This window comes from Campylobacter sp. BCW_4341, assembly GCF_001764255.1.
Taxonomy (GTDB): domain Bacteria; phylum Campylobacterota; class Campylobacteria; order Campylobacterales; family Campylobacteraceae; genus Campylobacter_D; species Campylobacter_D jejuni.
Genome location: NZ_MKAH01000046.1, coordinates 86,422 through 108,172, shown reverse-complemented (window position 1 = coordinate 108,172; position 21,751 = coordinate 86,422). Strand labels below are relative to the sequence as shown.

Sequence of the window (21,751 nt, the reverse complement as noted above, 5' to 3'; positions counted from 1 at the left end):
CTATAAAAGAACTGCCAAAGCAGTGATTAAAAGGTTTAAAACCGCTAAAGGGATTAAGATCAAATAGCACATTTTCATCACTTGATCTGGACGCAATTGCGGAAAAGCAGCTCTTGCCCAAAAATACCAAAAGAAAATAAAACTTGATTTTACTATCATCATAATCCAACCAGGAATAATCCAAAAGCTGTTAAAACCCCCTAAAAACAAAAGAGTTACCAAAATAGCTCCAGCTATCATAGAAGCATATTCACCTATAAAAAACATACCCCATCTTAAACCCGAATACTCCGTTCCATAACCCGCTACAATTTCAGCATCATTTTCCGTCAAACAAAGCGGAGTTCTATTGGTCTCTATAAATAAAGCAATTATAAAAAGCACAAAAGCCAAGGGCTGTTTAAAAATAAGCCAAGAAAAAAATCCATCACTTTGATAATTGTTAATATCCACCAAAGAAAAAGAACCTACAAGCATTACAATAGCAATCAAAGCCAAAGCTCCTACGCTTTCATAGGAAATAATCGCTACAAGCCCTCTTGCAGCCCCTAAAATCGACCATTTATTATTACTTGCAAGTCCACCCAAAAACACCGCATAAAAGCAAAGTCCTGAAGTGCCGATGACAAAAAGCAAAGCTACATTGATATCTGCCACTATAGGCTGAATCACCCTTCCAAATAAAGTAAATTCAGGTAGCATAGGAATAGCCGCTAAAGAAACAAAAGCACAAATAGCAGAAATCAAAGGTGCTATAGCAAAAATAAATTTTTGCGAATTTGAAGGGATTATATCTTCTTTAGTAAAAAGTTTTATCATATCAGCTACAAGTTGAATAAGCCCAAAAGGCCCTACCATATCAGGCCCTATGCGTCTTTGAAAATAAGCTAAAACTTTTCTTTCAGCATAAGTTGCAAGACCTGCTAAACTCGCAAATATTGCAATGACAATAATACATTTAATCAAAGCCTCTAAAGCAAAAAAAGCAAAATCACTCATGGTTTGTTCCTAATTTTTCTAAATTCGCCACAACAAATCTTTCATCAAAAAAGCTTAGCGTGTCAAGTTTTTCATCAAAATACGGTAAGAAAGCTCCATTTTTTATATCCTTATCCACACGCACACTAAGGCTTAATTCTTTATCTTTTATTTTAAGTTTTACAAGATCTTTATCTTTTAAATTTTTCTCTTTAGCTAAATTTTCACTTACACCTAAAAAAATCACCTCATTAATCGCACTAGCACGATTTGAAAATCTACCAAATTGATAGCTAGGATTAGCACTATAAAGCAAAATTTCATCTTCTTTTGGGTTTAAATTTTCAAAATTTGGAGAGATGAATTCTTTTTTAGCAACTTGTTTAAAACATTCTAAATTAAGCTCATATCCCCTTTTACAATCGCCTGCATTGGTATAAAAATTGTCTAAATGATCAAAATCAATCGGAGAAAAACCTTTATTTATAGGGAGTCTCTTAGTATAATTTATGGTATATTCCTCATCAAAACCTAAAGCATTAGCTAAATCATTTAAAAAATATCCCTTAAATTCTAAAGCAGCGTTAGTTGGCACCACTCTTTTATCGTAATTTAAAAAAGTTCCTTCTTGCTGATTTAAACTCGCACTAGCTAAATTTGCATGCTCTTCATAAGAAAAACTAAAATCACCTTTTTCATTATAACCTAAAGTCTTGCCTTCTTGTGTGTTTTTATCCAAATCGCAAATCATGGCCACACCTAAGGTATTGGTATGCGTAGGATTTAAAAAGACTTTAAAAGGAGTGGTATTTTGGATCAAAGCAAGTAATTTAGCAAGTTTTTTCGCATTTTTATGAAAATAAAAATCACTCCCTATAACAAGAGTAAAATTTGCTTTTTTAAGCAATAAATCTTCTAATTTATCTTCATCTATGCCTAAATTTTTAGCAAAAATAGAGCGTTGCACTTCTATGATTTTTTTCACTTTCTTAGGCACGACTTTTTTTACTTCTTTTTGGATTTCATTGCCTTCTTCATCTTTTTCTATGACTTGCTCTACAACTTCTTCGTTGATACTTTCTTCTATTTCTTTATTTTCACTAACAAAAAACTCTGCTAAATGAGTTTTAATACCTTCATCTTGGCTAAATTTTTGAAGTAAAAAATATAAAATTTGCTCTTCATCGCCACTTTTATGAATGTGTGAAATAAAATTTTTAGAATATTTTGCTATACCCATATCTTCCATAGGATGAAAATAAAGCCCTGAGCCTTTATTCATCACTAAAGCATTATTGATTTTATAGCTAAGTGTTGGAGCATCATATCTTAAAAGCATTCCAGCCACAACCAAAAAATCACTTTTTGTTATATCTTGAGTATTAGCACTATAAAACTCGCCAGAATTAGCGATAAATTCTTGTAAAAATTCTTTAAATTTCAAAGCTTCTTCATTGATCAAAGAAAGATTAAATTTCTTTTTTAAATTTTGTAAAATCAAAGCTTCTTCATTGGTAATAAAACTATTAAATTTAATGTTTTTAATTTCATTTTTCTCAAAAAGCTCCACAAGTTCTTTAAAGGCTTTTTCATCTTTATCTGCCTCATTTTGCGTATCAAAAGCAAATCTTGCAGCCTTATTTAAACTCGCAAAGGCAAAATCATTACTCACACGATAAATTTTTTCTTTTTGATTGCTAATACCACTTTGCTTAATATCATAATACATCAACTCACAATCGCTTGAATGCGGATTTGAAGCAGGGATTCTTTTAAGTTCCCAAATATTTGAAGTGTATTGAAATTTCGAACCTATCAAAGCTCCTGTTGGGCATACGCTTGTACATTCCCCACAAAATGAACAATCAAGCGTGTCGCCATTTGCAGGACCTATCAAACTTTTTTGAAATTTAGTCCAAATCGCATAAGCATCTTTTCCCATGCTCTCTTTAAAGCTATTATCCACACTATCTCCGCCACGAGGAACGGTTTTTAAAGCACTTTCGCCGATTTTATCCTTACAAACTGTAATACAACGCTCACATACTATGCAAAGTGCGGGATCGTAATTAATCATTCCCCAATGTTTATGCGGTTTATGCGTGTCTTTAATCCAATGTTTTTGAACATTTACACGACTTTTATGAGTGAAATTTTGCAATTCACACTCGCCTGATTTATCGCAAACTCCACATTCTAAAGGATGATTGATACAATAAGCTTGCATGATCTCATTTCTTTCATCCCAAAGATTTTTTAAATCACTTTCTACAACCATACCCTCTTTTGCTTTAGTATTGCAAGAATATACCTTTTTACCATCAGCTTCAACCATACACATACGACAAGCCAAAGTAGGACTACAGCCTGAAAGATAGCAAATCGCTGGGATAAAAATATCATTTCTTCTTGCTATATTTAAAATATATTCGCCTTCTTCAAAGGCGCAATTTATACCATTAATCTTAACTGTCATTTTGCTTCCTTTATACGAATTGGAGTAAAATCAAAACCATTGTTTTCATAATTTAAAAAAGCTATGGTGCCTTGTAAATTTTCATCTAAACAAAGCTTGGTTTTAAGACTAAAATCTTTAGCCAAAATTTCAACTTCACTTTGATCTTTGCATTTTGCAATTTGTAAAAATTGCTTTGAACAATGTAAATTTTTATCTTGCAAATTTGCTCTAAAAAGCACTAACCCGTCATAATTATCGAGTTCTTTTAGGGTGTTTAATTTTGCCTTTTTAAAATCGCATTCTTCTTCATCGCTATCTAAAATCTTTAATCCATATTTTACACTTAGGAAATTCAAAAAATATTTGATATTTTCACTATCTTTATAAGAATGGATATTTTTATCTATAATTAAATACTTAGCCTCTTTTAAAAAAGCAAGCACTTCGCCTGCTTCTTCCTCTCCAAAACAAGATTCAGCACTTAAATATCCCTCATCTAAATCGCAAAAATGCCCTTCATCGCTTAATTTACAAAGCAAGGCCAAAACAAAACTCAAACTTGCAATTTCGCATTTGTAAAATTTAGCTTTTAAATTTTTATCTTCCAAACAAGAAATATTAATGCTATTTACACCTATTTTTTCACATAAATTTTTGTTTTTAAGGCTTGGCATATCTAAAAAACAAAGAGCATTATCATAAATCATACCCTCTCCTTTTTTATAACAATAGTCCAATCCACTTGATTAAATTTCAAAGAATTTAAAAGCTCACAGCCTTGTTCTTTTACAAAAGAAAAACTTTTTTCAACAGGAGAAAAATCGCCGATTTCAAAAAGCACCACTAAAACCTCACCTTGTTTTGCTTCTTTTATGATTTGTGCTAAATCTTCAAAAAGCTCTTTGCTTTTTCTTAAATCTACTCTTTTCATCGATCTATCTCACCTAAAACTATATTTACATTACCCATAATGGCTACAACATCAGCCAAATAAGTACCTACAAGCATTTCTTCAAAAAACGCACAATGCCAATAACTAGGCGTTCTAGCCTTTAAACGATAAGGTCTTCCTGTACCATCACTATGGATAAAAAAGCCAAGCTCACCTTTTGGACTTTCAGTAGGCACATAAACTTCGCCTTTAGGAGGTTTTAAACCTTGAGTAATTAAAACAAAATGCTGCATTAAGGAATAATTCTGCGTTAAAATTTGCTCCTTTGAAGCACTTACATACTCAGGATGCGTAGCTAAAATTTCAGGCGGAGTATCTTTATAAAGCGTGGCACATTGTCTAAGGATTTTCAAACTTTCACGAAATTCTTGCATATAAACTTTATATCTTGCATAAGAATCCCCTTGCGTAGCATAAGGCACACCAAATTCAACTTCATTATAAAGCAAATAAGGCTCTTCTTTGCGTATATCGTATTTTATACCACTTCCTCTTAACATCACACCTGTACAACCCCAATTTAAGGCTTGTTCTTTGGTAACCACACCTACATTTTCAGTTCTTAAACGCCAAATTCTATTATCATCTAAAAGATCTTCATAATCTTTTAAATCATTTGGAAATTTATCGCAAAATGCAAGCATTTCTTCTAAATAATTCTCAGGTAAATCAAGCATAACCCCACCTATTCTCATAGAAGAATGCGTAAGCCTTGCACCGCAATACTTTTCTATCAAATCCAAAACATATTCACGTTCTCTAAAGCAGTATAAAAACACACTCATCGCACCAATATCAAGCGCATGAGTGGCAAGCCAAAGTAAATGCGATGCGATACGGTTTAATTCTAAAAGTATCATGCGTATGACTGCTGCACGGCGTGGAATCTCTAAACCACAAAGCTTTTCAACCGCTGCACAATAAGCATAATTATTCGCTGAAGCGGCGATATAATCCATTCTATCAGTAGTAGGAATAAATTCTTGATAAATCATATTTTCAGCCATTTTTTCCATACCACGATGCATATAACCTATACAAGGACGTGCTTTTACAACTTGCTCTCCATCAAGTTCTAAAATAAGACGTAAATTTCCATGTGCTGAAGGGTGTTGAGGGCCTAAATTGATAATCATTTTTGAGTCTTCTTGCTCAAAAGCTATATTTTCATAATAAGGTTTTAACTTGCTAGGAATTTGCATTTTAACGCCTTTTCTCTAAAATTTTTGCTTCATCACGTTTTACTTTTTTTACAAAAGCTACGCCTTCATCTTCTTGATATTCTTGTTTAAAGGAAATTTCCTTCTTTTGACCACCTTTTGGCACTTCATGATAAAGTCTTGCAAAATTTAGCGTATCTTTATCATCAACAAAACCAGAATCTCTTTGTTCTTCACCCACTACTTCACGATATTCTTTACCAAAAATTTTATCAATCTCATACCATCTTGCAAACTCATCACCCTTTAAAGGATAAGTTTTTAAAAGCGGATGTCCAAACCAATCATCAGGCATTAAAATGCGTTTTAAATTGGGATGATTTATGATGAAAATTCCAAACATATCATAAATTTCTCTCTCACTCCAATTTGCCCCTTTAAAAACATGAGCCACGCTTTGCAAACGCTCTTTTACGCCTACAAAAGTTTTTATTCTCACTCTTAATTTTTTTTCTAAATTTAAAAGCTGATAAAACACTTCAAAACCATTTTTATCTGCTACAAAATCAATAGCACTTGCCTCTGTAAAACTTAAATACCCTAAAGTTTTAAGCATTTGCAAAGTTTTAACATTGTCTTCTTTTTTAATTTCTATTACCCAAAAATCAAGCTCTACAAAGGAATTTAAAATTTCTACTTGAGTTTTTAAAACTTCAAAATCATCTTTAAAAACACTTTCATTAACATCAGATTTTACAGTGTGTGGCGCGTGATAAAATCTATCTTTGTAATAATTTTGAGTTTGAGCATTTTTTTTATCGCTATACTTTCTCATCATATCAACCTTTTAGGTGCGATTTTACGACTTGCTTTTTCTTTGCGGATCTTTTTTTGCAAAATCATCAAAGCAAACTGAAAACTTTCTGGGCGTGGAGCACAACCTGGTACATAAATATCTACAGGTATAATTCTATCCACTCCTTGAACTGTAGAATAAGTATTAAACATACCGCCTGTATTGGCACAACTTCCCATAGAAATCACCCATTTAGGATCAGGCATTTGATCGTAAAGTCTTCTTGTAAATTCAGCGTGTTTTTTACATAAAGTTCCTGCGATAATCATCACTTCACTATGGCGTGGTGAAGCTCTAAAAATCGTTCCAAATCTATCAAAATCATATCTTGAACCCCCAGCCGCCATCATCTCAATCGCACAACAGGCAAGTCCATAAGATAAAGCCCATAAAGAATTACTCCTACCCCATTGAACTAGTTTATCAACGCTAGTTAAAACGACGGGCAAGCCACTTGCATAATTTACTTGATGCTCTGCCATGCAAACGCTCCTTTTTTATAAGCATATAAAAATCCAACTCCTAAAAGTACGATAAAAACAAAAACTTCTAAAAGCCCAAACCAACCTAAATCTTTAAAAATCAAAGCCCAAGGAAATAAAAACACAACTTCTATATCCAAAAGTATGAAGATTAAGGCGATGATGAAAAATTGAGAGTTAATCTTGTTAGCTTGTTTAACAGGAATAGGACCACATTCATAAATTCCAAGTCCTAATTTTTTGCGATTTTTTGCGGCAAAATTATTACCAATTTTTGAAGCTAAAAAAACCAGTCCAAAAAAAATAACACTAGCAAGTACTAGCATTAAAAAAATACCAAAATAAGGATGCGAAGCATCTATATGAGACATTTATTCTCCTTTTTTAAAGCACTTTAATCACTCCACAACAAAAATTAAATTTACACTTTTCTTTATTTTACTCTAAACTTTCTATATTGAAACTTATATTAAAAAATATTTTTTAAAGTTTTAATTTTTTATGATTAAATTTATAAAAAAGATCACTTTGATGGGTTATAAATATATAAGAAATATTATTTTTTTGCTGATAGTCATATAAAAAAGTTAAAATTTCTTTAGAAGTTTTAATATCAAGCGCTGAAGTAATTTCATCTAAAATCAACAATTTAGGATTTAACACCAAAGCACGGATAAGACCTACGCGTGTGGCTTCTCCTCCGCTTAACTCATAGGGTTTTTGTTCTAAAATTTGTTTTTTTAGACTAAAAAAATCAAAAAATTCTAAAATCAAATCATCATTCTTTTGTAAATTAAAATTTTCCAAACCATCTTGTATAAGATTTTTGATTTTTTTATAAGGGTTTAAAGCCATTTTTTGATCTTGAAAGCAATACTGAATTTGCTTTCTTAAAAGTCTCTGTTTGTTTTTATCAAGCTTGTGTAAGTTAAGATTTTCATACCATACCTCACCCTCGCTTGGATCTTCTAAAAAACAAAGAATTCTAGCTAATGTACTTTTACCTGCACCACTTTTACCTAAAATTATTAAATTGTCATTTTCATTTAAAGAAAAATTGATATTATCAAAAATAATATGTCTTTCTTTTTTTAAATACCAATGCTTTTTAAGCTCATAAAACTTACTTAAATTACAAACTTTAAGCATTATAATACCTTAAAAACTCATCTAAGCTATATAAATTTGAACTATTTTTTTCTAGCATAAGAATTTCATCTGCTAAAGAATTTACCAAATTTAAATCATGAGTGATGCAAACTAAGGCTGTGTTATTTTTTAATTCTTCTAAAATCGATATAATCTTAGAAGCGTTTTCTTTATCCAAAGAAGCTGTGATTTCATCACAAATTAAAATTTGGGGTTGATTTAATAATGCTAAAGCTAGGCTTACCCTTCTTGCCATACCCAAACTTAATTCATTAGCATAAGAATGCCACAAACGATCAAGATTTTCAAATCCTAATTTTTTAAAATAAGAAAAAGCATAATCTTTTCTTTCTTTTTGTTTTAATTTTGTATGAGTTTTTAAAACAAGATGACATAAATTTCCAATATCCAAATAAGGATAAAGACTAAGCTCTGCATCTTGTAAAACAAGTGCCACCTTAGAACGAAAATCTCTAAGCTCTTTTTTGTTAAAATTAAAAATACAAGAATTATGAAAACTTAATTCATCAAAACTTATTGTGAAGTTAGAATCTAAAAGTCTTACCAAAGCTTTTCCTAACAAGCTTTTACCCACTCCACTTTGTCCTAGTATCATTAAAGTTTTGCCTGTTTTTATATCTAAATTAATATCCTTAAGCAATAAATTATTCTTCAAACTAATATTTAAATTTCTTACCTTCAAGATCTTATACCCCAAATTTTTTGTAAAAAATTACCCAACCATAAAAGAGGTAAAAACAACAAAAGCAAGCTTAAAAGTGGAAAAAGTATCATCCACCAAGCACCTATAAAAACTGCTTTTGAAGACTCACTCAAAAGAGTACCTAAAGTTGGAATTTCAAATCCTAAACCCAGTCCAAAAAAACTCAAAGTAGCTTCTGTGGCTATAGCATGAACGATATTAAATATAAAAAGTGTAAAAATCAGTGTTTTTAAAGCAGGTATTAAATCTTTAAAAAAAACTCTAAATTTAGTTCTTCCAAGCACTATATTTGCTTTGTAAAAATCTAAATTTTCAAGTCTTTTTAATTCACTTTCTATAATTCTTGCTATGAAACACCAATGAATTAAAGCGATTAAAAAAATCATCAAAAACACATCAGAAATTATCATACTTTGAAAAAACATCATAAGTAAAAAAGCAGGCAAGGCTAAAAAAAACTCTAAAATACGCATCCAAAAAATATAAAAAAAACATCGTGCTAAAAACAAATAACACAAAGCAAAGATAATAGACAATAAAGATCCACCAACACCTATAATCAAAGAATTTCTCAAAGCAAAAAGCAAACGAGAAAACAAATCTCTGCCTAAAAAATCAGTCCCTAAAATATAAGTAAAATTAGGAGCTTGATGCAAATTTTCTAAATGAGTACTTAAAATATCAAAAGGAGTCAAAAAAGGTGCAAACAAGGCGCATAAAAACAAAAAAATTAAAGGCGCAAGTATGATAAGAAATTTAAACAAAATCAAGCCTTCTTAATCTAGGATTTAAAATCCTAGCTACAATATCACTTAAAAATGTAAAAAATGCTGCAAGCAAAACACTAAAAAATATAAGCGCAAGCACAATAGGATAATCTTTAAAAATAATACTTTTAAAAAGTAAAGATCCAAGCCCCTCGTAAGCAAAGACACTTTCTACCACATAAGTTCCCATCATAAAACTTAAAGCACTTCCCCCAAAATAAGCCACAATAGGACTTAAAGAATATTTCAAAACTAAAAAATAAATATCTTTTTCTCTCAAAGCTCTAGCGTATAAATTTTGAATAAAAATTTGAGAAAAACTTTCATTGATAAAATTTCTAGCAATCCTTAAAAATAACGCCAAATGTGATAAAACAAGCACCAAAACAGGCAAAATCAAATGCTCTAAACGATTTAAAAAATCATCTTCAAAGCCTATATCACTACTTCCCATAACAGGCAAAATTTTCCAAAAAATTCCAAAAATCAAAACAAACAATAAAGCCAAAACAAAAGGAGGTAAAGCAAAAAAATTAAAAGCTAAAAAAGTGATGATTTTATCTATAAAACTTTCTTTATAATAATATCCCAAAAGTGCCAAAAAAACACTGAGTAAAAATAAAAGCATTAAGGCACTAAAACCCAAAATAAAAGTATTAAAAATTCTTTCTTTTATAAGCTTTAAAACACTTTCTCCACTTAAAAAAGAAACCCCTAAATCTCCTTTTAAAGCCTTAAAAAGCCAAATTTTATACTGCTCTAACAAAGGCTTATCAAGCCCTAAATTTTGTTCTATTCTTTGAACAAATTCTTTACTTTGTGAATTAACTCCATTAGCATAAGCTATACTGCCTTTACTAAAATAAAGCAAAATAAAACATAAAAAAGTGCTAAAAAATGCTATAAAGATACTAAAAACTAAGCGTTTTAGCACTATTTACTCCACTCATAAACATTCCAAGTAAAACCCACTCCATGATGACCTAAAGTCCTTGCTTTGATACCTTTTAAATCTTTATTATAAACTAAAGCAAAATCAAGATAGGCTAAAAAAATAAAAGGAGGATTTTCATACAAAGCATCTATAAAATCTTTATAATATTTTTTTCTCTCTTCTAAATTTGAAGTATTTCTTGCTTTTTGCAAGGCTATATCCACTTTTTTATCATGATAATGTCCAAAATTCCAACCCTCATCATTTAAAGCACTATCTTGCGAACTTTCAAATACCCTAAAAGTGTGAAAATCAGGATCTAAAGGACTTCCCCAGCCTATTAAAAAACTATCCACTTTAGAATAATCAAAACTTCCAGCAGGTTTAGCCACCACCTTGCTTACAACTCCTATTTTTCTAAATTCGCTTTGCAAAATTCCAGCTAAACTTACCCTTAAAGGATCATTACTCATCGCCCAAATTTCAAATTCTAAAATTTTCCCATCTTTTTCAAAATTTCCATCTTCATTTTTCTTAAAACCTGCACTTACAAGCAAGTCCTCGGCTTTTTTAGAATCATATTTGTAAATTTTAAAATTCTTAGAATTTGCCCAAGAACGCTCTAAAGGGTGATTGGCCACAAAAGCATAATCATGTAAAAGATTTTTTACTATACTTTCTTTATCAACTGCGTAATTTAAAGCTTGTCTTACTTTTAAATCTTTTAAAAATTCATTATCAAAATTAAACATTAAAGCCCGATAATCAGCCGATTTTTCACGTAAAATTCCAAAATTTTCATCATTTTTAAAAATATTTAGCAAAGAAACATCGATTAAAGCTGCGTCTATCTTGCCATTTTTAAGCTGGGCACTAGCTATAGAAGGATCAAAAATGTGTTTTATAATAAGTCTTGGAGTTTTTACCTTATCAAGATAAAAATGTTCATTGGCTTTAAATTCAACATATTCACCTTTTTTCCATTTTACAAATTTATAAGGACCTGTGCCTATAGGATTTTGATTAAAAGAGCTTGTGTTTAAATTCTCATTTTCAAGCAAATGTTTAGGAAGCATTCCTATGCTTAAAGCATCTAAAAATGCGGGATAAGGTTTAAAAAGTGTGATTTTTACATGAGAAGGATTTAAAATTTCCACACTTTTAATGTCTTCAAAATTGACATAAACAGAAGAATTGTTTTTAGGATTTTTAAAGGCTTCTATACTAAATTTCACATCATCAGCACCAAATTTGACTCCATCATGCCATAAAACATCATCTCTTAAAAAAATATCATAAACAAGCCCATCTTTACTAACATCCCAAGACTTAGCCAAATCAGGTTTTAAACTCATATATTCATCAAAACGCGTAAGCCCTGAAAATACAAGATTAATCACTGCATCATGATCCTCACTATAAGCAGGATTTATCCTTGTGATTTCATTTTCAACCGCTACAATAAGTGTATCTTTTGGGATTTTTGCTTCTAAATTTACAAAAAGTAACAATACAAAAATTAAAAATCTCAACATAAAAAACCTTTTTATTTTAATAACGCACAAAATTATAAAACAAAAAAACTCAACTCGCAAGCCTATACGGGGGATAAAGTTATATTTTAGTTATAAATTTCTATTTAAATACTATATTTAATAAATTTTTATCATTATATTATTCAAATTTTTATTTTTTGAAGTTAAATTCATAAACGAAAAATCCATTATAAAGCTTATATTTAGGAGTTTTAAAGTCTTAATTTTAATTGAATAAAATTATTATTTGTATTATAATTGCAATTACTTTTGTCACATAAATGCAAGGAGATAACATGAAACAAAATCGTAGAGATTTTTAAAATGGAGTTCCTTGTTTAGTGGCTTAACCTTAAGTCCTATAAGTCTAAGTGCAAATTTATTAAAAACTCCACCATTGATCAGCAAATGGGCTGAATGTAATGTAAATTGCGGAACAAAATGTCCTGTAAAAGTGCATACTCAAGATGGAATTATTAAATAATCAGTACTGATAATGAAGGTGATGATAGCTTTGATAATCGTCAAGCAAGAGCCTGTATTAGAGGGCGTAGTTCAAGATATAAAGTTTACAACGCAAATCGCCTAAAAAGATCTTTAAAAAGAGTGGGAAAAAGGGGTGAAGGTAAATTTTTATGCCTATTTCTTGGAAACAAGCTTTTGATGAAATTTCTGCCAAAATGCAAGAAATTAAAGAAAAATACGGCAATGAAGCCTTTTATATAAATTATGCAACAAGAACAATAATCAATCGCTGTACACAAGGTCCATGGGCTAGACTTTTAAATCTTTATGGTGATTATTTAAATTATCATAATTCTTATTCTACGGCTCAAATTTCAAATGCTATGAATTTTTTCTATGGAGGATCTCCTGCTAGCGATATATACACTTTACGCTCTGCAAAATTAGCTATATTTTTTGGAGCAAATCATGTTGAAACTAGAATGGGAGGTGGTGGAGTAGGCTATGCTTATCAAAAAGCCTTTAACACCAGGAACCGATGCAGCTTTGATTATGTGATGATAAAAAGATTTACTTGATAGAACTTTTCTTGATAAATACACCATAAGCTTTAGCGAAAATACTCTGCCACAAGATACAACCAAAACTCAAGCTATGAAAGCTATGTTTTAGGACTAAACGATGGAGTAGAAAAAACTCCTGATTGGGCTAGCAAGATTATAAACCACATAGTTCAACTTGCAAGAGAAATTACCACCATAAAGCCTTGTTTTTTATTCACAGATGCCATTTATCGCGGAAAAGAAATGGCAGATATTAGCGATGGAGTACGTGGTAAAACACAATTAAAACAAAATATCAAATTTATTTTAATACAGCAGGAAATTGCCTTACAAATCAGCACAACACCATTAAATAAGTGCATGATATTTTAAACGATGAGAATTTGTGTGAGTGTATAGTAGAGATATTAATGTAACTAGAACTCCGTCAAATAACTGCGCAGATTATATCTTACCTGATGCAACTATGCTAGAGCAAGAAGATTTTATAAGACCTAGTGCAGGATATTATAGCAATAAGCCTTATATTATTTATTGTCAAAAAGCTATCGAGCCAGTTGGTGAAGTAAAACCTATTTATGAAATGTGTCTTGAACTTGCTAAAGACTTGGCATAGAAAAAGAATTTAGCGAAGGAAGAACGCAAAAAGATTGGCTAAAATATCTTTATGAAGAAAGAATCCACTTTTGCCTAGTTTTGAAGAAATGTGCGAAAAAGGACTTGTAAAATTTGAGCCTGTAAAACCTGTAGTGGCATTACAAAGTTTTATAAAAGATCCCATCAATAATCCTTTAAAAACTCCTAGCGGAAAGATAGAAATTTATAGCACAAAACTCGCACAAATGCAAAAAACTTGGAAATTAAAAGAAGGACAACAATAATGCCTATTCCTGTTTTTGAAAGCCAAAGAGAAGGGATTTTGGATCCATTAAAACAAAAGTATCCTTTGCAATTTTTTGGCTATCACTACAAAGGCAGAACGCATTCTAGCTTTTGGGAAATTCCACAAATTAGAGAAGCTAATCCACAAGAAATTTGGATAAATACTATAGATGCAGAGTAAAGAAGTATCAAAACAGGCGATGTGGTGCAAGTAAGAAATGACTTAGGAATCATACCAGGTTGTGCAGTAACCCCACAAGGCACATGGGTAAAATATGAAAATGGCATCGATGTGGGAACTTGTGTGAATTCTTTGGCAAGTATAGTGCCAACTGCTATTTCTAAAGGAAATGGACAATATTCTATTTTAGTTGAAATTGCAAAAGTTTAAGGAGAAAAAGATAAAATTAGAAGAAAATTCACAATTTGGTTTTATGCTAGATCAAAGCAAATGCGTAGACTGTAGGACTTGCTCACTTTCTTGCAAGGATTATAAAAATATGCCTGTGGGTTAATTTTCGCCGTGTATTTGAGACTGAAGCGGGAAATTGGACCTGTAAAGAAGATGGAAGTTTTGAGCAAAGTGTTTTTGCTTACTACACTTCTATTTCTTGTAATCATTGTTCTAATCCATCTTGTCTTAAAGCTTATCCAACCGGTGCAACAACGAAAATAAATGGGGCATAGTAGCAATCGATGATAGTATGTGTATAGGCTGCAAAGCTTGTGCTATAGCATTTCATTATGGCGCACCTCAATTTAACCATGAAAGTGGTCATATGAGCAAATGCGATGGGTGTTATGAGAGATTAAAAGAAGGTAAAAATCCAAAGGAATTTGCAATGGTGGTTGCTTTTATCCCTTCATTTTTTCATTTAAATGATATTATACACATTGTTAATGTATTAAATAGAATGGGTGTTTTTATGCAAACAATGAGTGGCATATAGGCTGGATGAATAATGAAATTTTATTTGTATCTCTTGTATGCGCTTTGGGCTTTTTGCTTTATCTAAAAACTTCAAATTGGGTGTTTTATCTTACGCTAATATGTGGAATTTTAGGACTTTTCTTTATGAGTGGAGCTTATGGTTCCATGCAAGAAAGTGTACCTATTTGGGATTTTAAGATCACTTTGCTTTATTTTTTTGCTAGTGCTATATTTTTAAGTGCTATTGTTTATTCATTGTTTTTTTGAAAATAGCGAACATGAAAGAAAAATGTCATTTTTTACAGGACTTATAGGCATAGGGCTTTTAAGCACTGCTATAGTTTTACAAACCCTACATGTAGGACAAACTTGGATTATGGGGCTTGTAAACCCTTTTGAACTTTTAGGTGGAACCTATGATTGGTTTATATCGCTTTCTTTTGCATTCTTAGGACTTGGGATTGTTACTTGGTATTTGCATAATTATTTACATGAAAAATTTAAAAGTAAATTTTTTGCTTATTTTGCCCTACTTTGTGCATTTTTAGGGGTGTTTACCACTAGAATGCTATTTTATGGACTTATAAGTACTCAAATCATGTTGGGACATTCTTGATGCAAAAATTGGCAATAGATATATTTATCAATTTTTTGCAAAATCCACCTAATCATTTTTTGCTAGAAAAACTTAAAAAAGAAGAATTCTGGCAAAATTGGTTTTTAAAAAATAATAGCAAATTACAATGCACCGCTTTAAAGCTTTTATCATCTTCAAACGAAGATGATAAATTAATAGCAAGTGATTTTACATCTTTGTTTTTAAGCGATGTTGATTATGTAAAAGCACCGCCTTTTGCTTCTTTTTATCTTGATGAAAATAAAGAAATTTATTCAGATAATTCTGATAAAGTTAAGCAAATTTTTGCGCAAAATAACTTTTTTTCTTTTTTTAATGAAGAACCTGCAGATAGCTTGATAAATGAATTATTATTTATTAGTTTTTTAATCAAAAAACAAGATGATATAACTTTGCAAAAATTCTTAAAAGAAGAATTTTTTACTTGGTTTAATATGTGGAGTTTTGATGTTATCAATAAAGCTAAAACACATTTTTATAAAGCATTAACAATGTTAATGCAAGACTTTTTCAATCAACTAAATACAAAATTTTAACACAAGTCAATTTTTTTCTCCTTTTTAAGATATAAAATATCTCTTTTACATTAAAAAGGAGAAATTATGACAAAAGAACAAATTCAAATCATCAAAGATTGTGTGCCTATTTTGCAAAAAAATGGAGAGGATTTAACTAATGAGTTTTATAAAATAATGTTTAATGATTATCCTGAGGTAAAACCTATGTTTAATATGGAAAAACAAATTTCAGGAGAACAACCAAAAGCTTTAGCGATGGCGATTTTAATGGCAGCTAAAAATATAGAAAATTTAGAAAATATGAGAAGCTTTGTTGATAAAGTTGCCATAACTCATGTTAATTTAGGGGTTAAAGAAGAGCATTATCCTATAGTTGGAGCTTGCCTTTTAAAGGCTATTAAAAATCTTTTAAATCCTGATGAAGCCACTCTTAAAGCTTGGGAAGTTGCTTATGGAAAAATTGCTGAATTTTATATCGATATAGAAAAAAAGCTCTATGATAAATAATATAAGCCCATTTTGGGCTTTAATCAAATTTTTCTACTAAATTTTTAGCTAATTCCTTTATATTCTCACCCTTTAATTCGCTGATTTCACCATTTTGAGCCAAGAAAATTCTATCAGCACTATCAAAATATGCATCATCATGTGTGATAGCAAAGATTGTTTTACCTTGCTCTTTTAACAAAGGTAAAAGTTTTTTATAAAAAAATCTTCTAAAAACAGGATCTTGATCAGCCGCCCATTCATCAAGCACTAAAATATCCCTTTCTTCAAGCAAGGCTATAAGCATAGCTAAACGCTTTTTTTGCCCTGTAGAAAGTTTGGTTAAGGTCAGTTCATTATCTTTGACACTTGTTTTATCTTTAAGTTCTAAAAACTCCAACCAAAAAGCAATTTTTTCTTCGCTTGCAAAATTTTCTTTATTTAAGGTTTTAGTAAAAAGATGAAAATCGCTAAAAACAGCAGAAATAAGAGATCTATACTCATCTAACTTTTTATCATCTATAAGCGTATCATCAACATAAATTCCGCCTTTGCTTGGCTTAAAAAGTCCTGTCAAAAGCATACAAAAAGTGGATTTACCACTTCCATTTTTACCTATTAAAAATACCAATTCACCTTTTTTAAGTTCTATATTTACAGGATTTAAGTGAAAATTTTCTTCATAAGCAAATTGAGTATTTCTAAAAGAAATTTTTTTCCATTCGCTAATATAATGTGTTTTTTTAAAACCTTCTATATAATCATCTAATTCCAATTTTGCGATCTTATCCAAAGCGATTTTTGCCAAAAGCAAAGTAGGAAAAGATCCTATCATAGATACTAAAGGGGTTCGTAAAAACAAAATAGAAAGAGCTATAGTTGTAGCATCTGCAACACTTGCCCATTCAAATTTTAAAGCTAAGTAAAACTCTACGCCCACTAAAGCCAAAAGAGTTACATTTGTCCAGTTGTTTGAGAGATTGTTAAAAAGATTGCCTAAAGTACTATTTTTCTTTTTCAATCTTGCATTATTTTCAAATTCATCTTCATAATAAAGCTTGGCTCTATCACGATTGATCAAAAGTTCTTTATGTCCATCTAGTATATTTTGGTAATTATTTTGCAAAGCATCGTCATTTTCCCTTGCCTTTCGAAAATACTGATATACTTTCATCATCAAAAAATTATTAGTAATAAAAATAACCATAATCCATACCACACACAAAGCAAAAATTTGTGGTGAAAGATAACATAAATAAACACTAGTGCATAAAATCAATATACTTGATTGTAAAAAATCAGGCAATCTTAAAAGCCCAAAAGATATATTTCTCACATCACTTCCCAAAGAAGCTAAAATTCTAGCCTTACCTACTTTAGCCACTCTTAACAAAGGGGTGTCTAAGATCTGCTTTACTACGCGCCTTTGCATTTTAAAAATAAAATTTTGTCCAAAAATACTAAGTCCAAGTTCAACTATGGTAGAACTTATAAAAAATATCAAAAGCAAAACAATAAAATAAAAAATAGGAATGTTTTGTGCATTTTTAAGCAAATAATCATTGATAAAAACAAGAGTTAAAACTCCAACAGCACTTGTAATAAAAGAAAAAAGCAAAAAAGAAATCAACTTTAATTTATTTTGCTTAAGTAATTCGATAATAAAAGGCATTTATAAACTCCAAAATATAATTTTAATTATAACATTTTAAGAGTGATTATCAAAATTTTATTTTATCTTTTACTATAAAAACAGCACAAATAGCCAATAACGCTAAAAAAATCATATATATACTCATACCATATAAAAATGGATTTTCATTTTTACTCGCGAGTGTATTAAGCCAAAAAACGAGTTGCGGAGTAATACCACCTGAAATTGCATAAGCAATATTATAAGAAAAAGAAATTCCTGAAAATCTTATTTTAGCTCTAAAAACTTCACTCATTAAAATAGGCGCAAACACATTAATCCCACCTAAAAAACAAACAATCGAATACAAAATACACACCAAAACCAAATTTTTAAGCTCGTATAAAGCATAAAAATATAAAAAAGAAAAAAATACAAAAGTTAAAGAAAAGAAAATGCAAATTTTAAATAAACCAAATTTATCTACAAGATAACCCATAAAAGCCCCGCCTAAAGCTATTCCCAAAATTCCTAATATCTGCAAATAACTTCCTTCAACCCCATTTAAATTTAAAATACTAGGCATAAATTTAGGCATCAATAAAACAAGCACAATAACACAACCTGTTAAAACCCAAGTCATCATCATTGATGAAAATAAATTTTTTACAATATCCTTTTCTTTAAATAAATCTTTAAGTGGAAAAGAACTAAGCGATGATTCTTTTTTCATTTGTTTAAAAACAGGAGTTTCTTGCAAAAATCTACGCAAATAAATAGAAATAATCCCAAAAATTCCACCTACAAAAAAAGCAATACGCCATGCATAAGCAGCAATTTCTTCTATACTAAAAAAAGCATTAATGATTAAAAATACTATACTTCCTAACAAAATTCCTAAAGCCATAGCTGAATTTAAACAGCTTAAAAAGAAAGCTTTTTGTTTTTCTTGACAATGTTCTCTTACAAAAACCCAAGCTCCAGGCAATTCTCCACCTATAGCTATACCTTGAAAAATTCTTACAAGTATCAATAAAACAGGAGCTAAAAACCCAAGAGTTTCATAACCTGGAATAAAAGCTAAGACAAAGGTAGGAAGAACCATTAGTAAAATACTTAGCATAAACATATTTTTACGCCCAAATTTATCTCCAAAATGTGCCATAACTATACCACCTAAAGGACGTGCTAAATATCCAGCTGCAAATGCTCCATAAGTATTTAATAAAGCCCAAAATTCACTCATATCTTTAGGAAAAAATACATTGGCTATATATTCAACAAAAAAGACAAAAATAATAAAATCATAAAATTCTAAAGTTCCTCCTAGTGAAGAAAGTCCTAAGATCTTAATTTCCTTTGTTCCAAATTTTGATTTTCTCATTGATTAATTACCTTAAATTTTAAAAACATTGTTTTTATTATACTATAATCATTTCCAAAATATTATCTAAAAAATTTAAGGATAAATATGTTTAATTTTATAACCACCCTTTTAAAAACCAATCTTTATTTTTTAGAAGAAAAAACCACAAGTAAAAATTCAAATCAAATCCATATAATCTCACTTAAACAATCTGATGATGAATTTTTAAATTTATTATTTTCTTTTTTAGTGCCGCAAAACGATGAAGATAAAAATTTTATAAAAAAAACTCGCACAAAAATCAAAAGAAATGAGCATAATATTGCTCTGATAAAAAATCCAAATTTTAATGCTTTAATAGACACAGGGTTTTTAGATACTATTGACACATTAAAAGAAAAATTGCATATCCACAAAACCGATTTTAAAGATATCACTCATATTATCTTAACACATGCGCATCCTGATCATATAGGAGCTTTAATGAGCGAAGAAAATCTTTTTCCAAAAGCTCAAATTTTAATCGATAAAAAAGAATATGATTTTTGGATCAAAAGCGATAGACAAGAAATTAAAAACACCTTGCTTAAACTTAAAAATATAGAATTTATTAACCACTCTAAAGATTTGATTTTTCAAAATTCAGGCATTAAAGCCATACCTGCTTATGGACATACCCCAGGACAAAATGCTATAATAATTGATGATAAAATAGTCTTTTGGGGAGATTTACTTCATCTTTATGATATACAAATCCCAAAACCTAAAATCGCTATAAAATTTGATATAGATCAAAATGAGGCTATACAAACAAGGGAAAAACTACTTAAAGAATTTAAAGAAAGAAAACTCAAAGTTATAGGGACTCATGTGCCTTTTATCGAACCTAAATTTTTAGATTAATTACTTAAAAATTACTAAAAATTAAGTAAAAATTTTAATAATTTTTGCTAAAATTATAGCCTTTTTATTTCATGAAAGGAGAAAATTTTGGCAAAAGATGATGTAATCGAAATTGATGGCACCGTACTTGAAGCATTGCCTAATGCAAATTTCAAGGTTGAACTTGACAACAAACATGTAATTTTATGTCATATTGCAGGAAAAATGCGTATGCATTATATAAGAATAATGCCAGGTGATAAAGTAAAAGTAGAACTTACACCTTATAGCCTTGATAAAGGGCGTATAACTTTTAGATATAAATAATCTAAGTTATTTAAAAGCTAATTTTAGATAAAATTAGAGTTTTTGCGACAAATTACATCGAACTATATGAAGAAGTATTTTTAAAATCCACCACTTATTTTGAAAATAGTTGGTTATTCATAAAACCTGATGTAGTCGTAAATCAAGTGGAATTCATTCAAGGAGACGCTCATGAAAGTGAGACCATCGGTTAAAAAGATGTGCGACAAGTGCAAAGTAGTTCGCCGTAAAGGCGTGGTTCGCATTATTTGCGAAAATCCAAAACATAAACAAAGACAAGGATAAACATGGCTCGTATTGCAGGTGTGGATTTACCAAAGAAAAAAAGAATTGAGTATGGACTAACCTATATTTATGGTATAGGGCTTTTCACTTCAAGAAAAATTCTAGATAAAGTAGGAATTTCTTATGATAAAAGAGTTCATGAGTTAAGTGAAGATGAAGCAGCAGCTATCCGTAAAGAAATTCAAGAAAACTATATGGTTGAAGGGGACTTGAGAAAACAAGTTGCTATGGATATTAAAGCACTTATGGATTTAGGAAGCTTTAGAGGCTTAAGACACAGAAAAGGCTTACCAGTTCGCGGACAAAAAACAAAAACAAACGCAAGAACTAGAAAAGGTAAGAGAAAAACTGTTGGTGCAAAATCATAAGGATAAATCATGGCAAAAAGAAAAATCGTAAAGAAAAAAGTAGTTAAAAAAAATATAGCAAAAGGTATTGTTTATATCAGTGCGACTTTTAACAATACTATGGTTACAGTAACTGATGAAATGGGAAATGCTATCGCTTGGAGTAGTGCAGGTGGTTTAGGATTTAAAGGTTCTAAAAAATCAACTCCTTATGCAGCACAACAAGCAGTAGAAGACGCTTTAAATAAAGCAAAAGAACACGGAATTAAAGAAGTAGGCATTAAAGTACAAGGACCAGGAAGCGGTAGAGAAACTGCTGTTAAGAGTGTAGGTGCTATGGAAGGAATTAAAGTAACTTTCTTAAAAGATATCACTCCATTAGCTCACAATGGTTGCAGACCGCCTAAGCGTCGTCGTGTCTAAGATATTAAGAA

At 30.3% G+C, this 21,751-nt stretch carries 33 protein-coding genes; 18 read left to right on the top strand and 15 right to left on the bottom strand.

Annotated features, from left to right (window positions below):
- The 13 genes from nuoH to AJN70_RS08085 form a co-directional block, all read right to left on the bottom strand.
- Entirely contained in the window at nucleotides 1-999 is a 999-nt protein-coding gene (nuoH, locus tag AJN70_RS08145) for an NADH-quinone oxidoreductase subunit NuoH (protein ID WP_002856570.1), read from the bottom strand.
- Nucleotides 992-3,454, bottom strand: coding sequence for an NADH-quinone oxidoreductase subunit G (locus tag AJN70_RS08140; RefSeq protein WP_002862214.1), 2,463 nt, complete (start codon nucleotides 3,452-3,454; stop codon nucleotides 992-994). The genes nuoH and AJN70_RS08140 overlap by 8 nt, the downstream gene beginning before the upstream one ends.
- A complete protein-coding gene (locus AJN70_RS08135) occupies nucleotides 3,451-4,143 on the bottom strand; it encodes an NADH dehydrogenase (protein ID WP_070295685.1) in 693 nt (230 codons plus the stop codon). The genes AJN70_RS08140 and AJN70_RS08135 overlap by 4 nt, the downstream gene beginning before the upstream one ends.
- A complete protein-coding gene (locus AJN70_RS08130; RefSeq protein WP_052949807.1) occupies nucleotides 4,140-4,367 on the bottom strand; it encodes an NADH-ubiquinone oxidoreductase subunit E family protein in 228 nt (75 codons plus the stop codon). The genes AJN70_RS08135 and AJN70_RS08130 overlap by 4 nt, the downstream gene beginning before the upstream one ends.
- Nucleotides 4,364-5,590, bottom strand: coding sequence for an NADH dehydrogenase (quinone) subunit D (gene nuoD / locus AJN70_RS08125; protein WP_002862216.1), 1,227 nt, complete (start codon nucleotides 5,588-5,590; stop codon nucleotides 4,364-4,366). The genes AJN70_RS08130 and nuoD overlap by 4 nt, the downstream gene beginning before the upstream one ends.
- 1 nt (nucleotide 5,591) lies before the next feature.
- Nucleotides 5,592-6,386, bottom strand: a complete 795-nt coding sequence (locus tag AJN70_RS08120; RefSeq protein WP_072224085.1) for an NADH-quinone oxidoreductase subunit C — start codon at nucleotides 6,384-6,386, stop codon at nucleotides 5,592-5,594.
- Nucleotides 6,383-6,886 (bottom strand): NuoB/complex I 20 kDa subunit family protein, encoded by a 504-nt coding sequence (locus AJN70_RS08115; protein ID WP_002851253.1) that lies wholly within the window; start codon nucleotides 6,884-6,886, stop codon nucleotides 6,383-6,385. The genes AJN70_RS08120 and AJN70_RS08115 overlap by 4 nt, the downstream gene beginning before the upstream one ends.
- Complete coding sequence (locus AJN70_RS08110; protein ID WP_002824972.1) at nucleotides 6,868-7,257, bottom strand: NAD(P)H-quinone oxidoreductase subunit 3; 390 nt, start codon at nucleotides 7,255-7,257, stop codon at nucleotides 6,868-6,870. Before AJN70_RS08110 ends, AJN70_RS08115 begins: the two co-directional genes overlap by 19 nt.
- 112 nt (nucleotides 7,258-7,369) lie before the next feature.
- Complete coding sequence (locus tag AJN70_RS08105; RefSeq protein ID WP_032590213.1) at nucleotides 7,370-8,035, bottom strand: ATP-binding cassette domain-containing protein; 666 nt, start codon at nucleotides 8,033-8,035, stop codon at nucleotides 7,370-7,372.
- Nucleotides 8,028-8,738, bottom strand: a complete 711-nt coding sequence (locus AJN70_RS08100; protein WP_070295684.1) for an ATP-binding cassette domain-containing protein — start codon at nucleotides 8,736-8,738, stop codon at nucleotides 8,028-8,030. Before AJN70_RS08100 ends, AJN70_RS08105 begins: the two co-directional genes overlap by 8 nt.
- Complete coding sequence (locus tag AJN70_RS08095; protein ID WP_083262336.1) at nucleotides 8,735-9,529, bottom strand: ABC transporter permease; 795 nt, start codon at nucleotides 9,527-9,529, stop codon at nucleotides 8,735-8,737. Before AJN70_RS08095 ends, AJN70_RS08100 begins: the two co-directional genes overlap by 4 nt.
- Entirely contained in the window at nucleotides 9,516-10,460 is a 945-nt protein-coding gene (locus AJN70_RS08090; protein ID WP_002862221.1) for an ABC transporter permease, read from the bottom strand. The genes AJN70_RS08095 and AJN70_RS08090 overlap by 14 nt, the downstream gene beginning before the upstream one ends.
- Nucleotides 10,460-11,995: an ABC transporter substrate-binding protein gene (locus tag AJN70_RS08085; RefSeq protein ID WP_002862222.1), complete on the bottom strand. Its 1,536-nt coding sequence runs from the start codon at nucleotides 11,993-11,995 to the stop codon at nucleotides 10,460-10,462. Before AJN70_RS08085 ends, AJN70_RS08090 begins: the two co-directional genes overlap by 1 nt.
- A 334-nt stretch (nucleotides 11,996-12,329) precedes the next feature.
- Here AJN70_RS08085 and AJN70_RS09925 point away from each other — a divergent pair, with 334 nt between their 5' ends.
- The 13 genes from AJN70_RS09925 to cgb all read left to right on the top strand — a co-directional run bounded on the left by AJN70_RS09925 (nucleotide 12,330) and on the right by cgb (nucleotide 16,498).
- Nucleotides 12,330-12,479: a hypothetical protein gene (locus AJN70_RS09925; RefSeq protein ID WP_261669991.1), complete on the top strand. Its 150-nt coding sequence runs from the start codon at nucleotides 12,330-12,332 to the stop codon at nucleotides 12,477-12,479.
- A 151-nt stretch (nucleotides 12,480-12,630) separates the two neighbouring features.
- A complete protein-coding gene (locus tag AJN70_RS09920) occupies nucleotides 12,631-13,038 on the top strand; it encodes a molybdopterin-dependent oxidoreductase (RefSeq protein ID WP_044779870.1) in 408 nt (135 codons plus the stop codon).
- Nucleotides 13,039-13,266: 228 nt separating this feature from the next.
- On the top strand, nucleotides 13,267-13,395 hold the full coding sequence (locus AJN70_RS09915) for a hypothetical protein (RefSeq protein ID WP_002862225.1): 129 nt from the start codon (nucleotides 13,267-13,269) through the stop codon (nucleotides 13,393-13,395).
- A gap of 19 nt (nucleotides 13,396-13,414) precedes the next feature.
- Nucleotides 13,415-13,639 carry a molybdopterin-dependent oxidoreductase gene (locus tag AJN70_RS09910; protein WP_050376792.1) on the top strand — a complete coding sequence of 75 codons (225 nt, stop codon included), beginning with the start codon at nucleotides 13,415-13,417 and terminating at the stop codon, nucleotides 13,637-13,639.
- A gap of 70 nt (nucleotides 13,640-13,709) precedes the next feature.
- Complete coding sequence (locus AJN70_RS09905) at nucleotides 13,710-13,904, top strand: hypothetical protein (RefSeq protein WP_070295682.1); 195 nt, start codon at nucleotides 13,710-13,712, stop codon at nucleotides 13,902-13,904.
- On the top strand, nucleotides 13,904-14,086 hold the full coding sequence (locus AJN70_RS09900) for a hypothetical protein (RefSeq protein ID WP_070295681.1): 183 nt from the start codon (nucleotides 13,904-13,906) through the stop codon (nucleotides 14,084-14,086). The genes AJN70_RS09905 and AJN70_RS09900 overlap by 1 nt, the downstream gene beginning before the upstream one ends.
- 24 nt (nucleotides 14,087-14,110) lie before the next feature.
- Nucleotides 14,111-14,296 (top strand): hypothetical protein, encoded by a 186-nt coding sequence (locus AJN70_RS09895; protein ID WP_070295680.1) that lies wholly within the window; start codon nucleotides 14,111-14,113, stop codon nucleotides 14,294-14,296.
- Complete coding sequence (locus AJN70_RS10075) at nucleotides 14,283-14,420, top strand: hypothetical protein (RefSeq protein WP_252364683.1); 138 nt, start codon at nucleotides 14,283-14,285, stop codon at nucleotides 14,418-14,420. Before AJN70_RS09895 ends, AJN70_RS10075 begins: the two co-directional genes overlap by 14 nt.
- 168 nt (nucleotides 14,421-14,588) lie before the next feature.
- On the top strand, nucleotides 14,589-14,855 hold the full coding sequence (locus AJN70_RS10070) for a 4Fe-4S dicluster domain-containing protein (RefSeq protein ID WP_261669994.1): 267 nt from the start codon (nucleotides 14,589-14,591) through the stop codon (nucleotides 14,853-14,855).
- A 5-nt stretch (nucleotides 14,856-14,860) separates the two neighbouring features.
- Nucleotides 14,861-15,103: a hypothetical protein gene (locus AJN70_RS09680; RefSeq protein ID WP_083262334.1), complete on the top strand. Its 243-nt coding sequence runs from the start codon at nucleotides 14,861-14,863 to the stop codon at nucleotides 15,101-15,103.
- Between the two features lie 22 nt (nucleotides 15,104-15,125).
- Nucleotides 15,126-15,452: a hypothetical protein gene (locus AJN70_RS09675; RefSeq protein WP_172790219.1), complete on the top strand. Its 327-nt coding sequence runs from the start codon at nucleotides 15,126-15,128 to the stop codon at nucleotides 15,450-15,452.
- Nucleotides 15,452-16,009: a molecular chaperone gene (locus AJN70_RS08050; RefSeq protein WP_002877556.1), complete on the top strand. Its 558-nt coding sequence runs from the start codon at nucleotides 15,452-15,454 to the stop codon at nucleotides 16,007-16,009. Before AJN70_RS09675 ends, AJN70_RS08050 begins: the two co-directional genes overlap by 1 nt.
- A 66-nt stretch (nucleotides 16,010-16,075) precedes the next feature.
- Complete coding sequence (gene cgb, locus AJN70_RS08045; protein WP_002862237.1) at nucleotides 16,076-16,498, top strand: single-domain globin Cgb; 423 nt, start codon at nucleotides 16,076-16,078, stop codon at nucleotides 16,496-16,498.
- A gap of 19 nt (nucleotides 16,499-16,517) precedes the next feature.
- Here the strand turns inward: cgb and AJN70_RS08040 are convergent, their stop codons facing one another.
- Together AJN70_RS08040 and AJN70_RS08035 are read right to left on the bottom strand one after the other, a co-directional pair.
- Nucleotides 16,518-18,149, bottom strand: coding sequence for a multidrug ABC transporter permease/ATP-binding protein (locus AJN70_RS08040; RefSeq protein WP_053872690.1), 1,632 nt, complete (start codon nucleotides 18,147-18,149; stop codon nucleotides 16,518-16,520).
- Nucleotides 18,150-18,198: 49 nt separating this feature from the next.
- A complete protein-coding gene (locus tag AJN70_RS08035; protein ID WP_070295679.1) occupies nucleotides 18,199-19,494 on the bottom strand; it encodes an MFS transporter in 1,296 nt (431 codons plus the stop codon).
- Nucleotides 19,495-19,581: 87 nt separating this feature from the next.
- Here AJN70_RS08035 and AJN70_RS08030 point away from each other — a divergent pair, with 87 nt between their 5' ends.
- The 5 genes from AJN70_RS08030 (at nucleotide 19,582) to rpsK (ending at nucleotide 21,740) form a co-directional block, all read left to right on the top strand.
- Nucleotides 19,582-20,379, top strand: a complete 798-nt coding sequence (locus AJN70_RS08030; RefSeq protein WP_002862240.1) for an MBL fold metallo-hydrolase — start codon at nucleotides 19,582-19,584, stop codon at nucleotides 20,377-20,379.
- 87 nt (nucleotides 20,380-20,466) lie between these two features.
- Complete coding sequence (infA, locus tag AJN70_RS08025) at nucleotides 20,467-20,685, top strand: translation initiation factor IF-1 (protein ID WP_002781436.1); 219 nt, start codon at nucleotides 20,467-20,469, stop codon at nucleotides 20,683-20,685.
- Between the two features lie 171 nt (nucleotides 20,686-20,856).
- Entirely contained in the window at nucleotides 20,857-20,970 is a 114-nt protein-coding gene (gene rpmJ, locus AJN70_RS08020; protein WP_002781429.1) for a 50S ribosomal protein L36, read from the top strand.
- 2 nt (nucleotides 20,971-20,972) lie between these two features.
- The gene (gene rpsM / locus AJN70_RS08015) at nucleotides 20,973-21,338 is read left to right on the top strand and encodes a 30S ribosomal protein S13 (RefSeq protein WP_002800121.1); all 366 of its coding nucleotides are present in this window, start codon (nucleotides 20,973-20,975) and stop codon (nucleotides 21,336-21,338) included.
- A 9-nt stretch (nucleotides 21,339-21,347) separates the two neighbouring features.
- Entirely contained in the window at nucleotides 21,348-21,740 is a 393-nt protein-coding gene (rpsK, locus tag AJN70_RS08010) for a 30S ribosomal protein S11 (protein ID WP_002779544.1), read from the top strand.
- Nucleotides 21,741-21,751 lie beyond the last annotated feature (11 nt).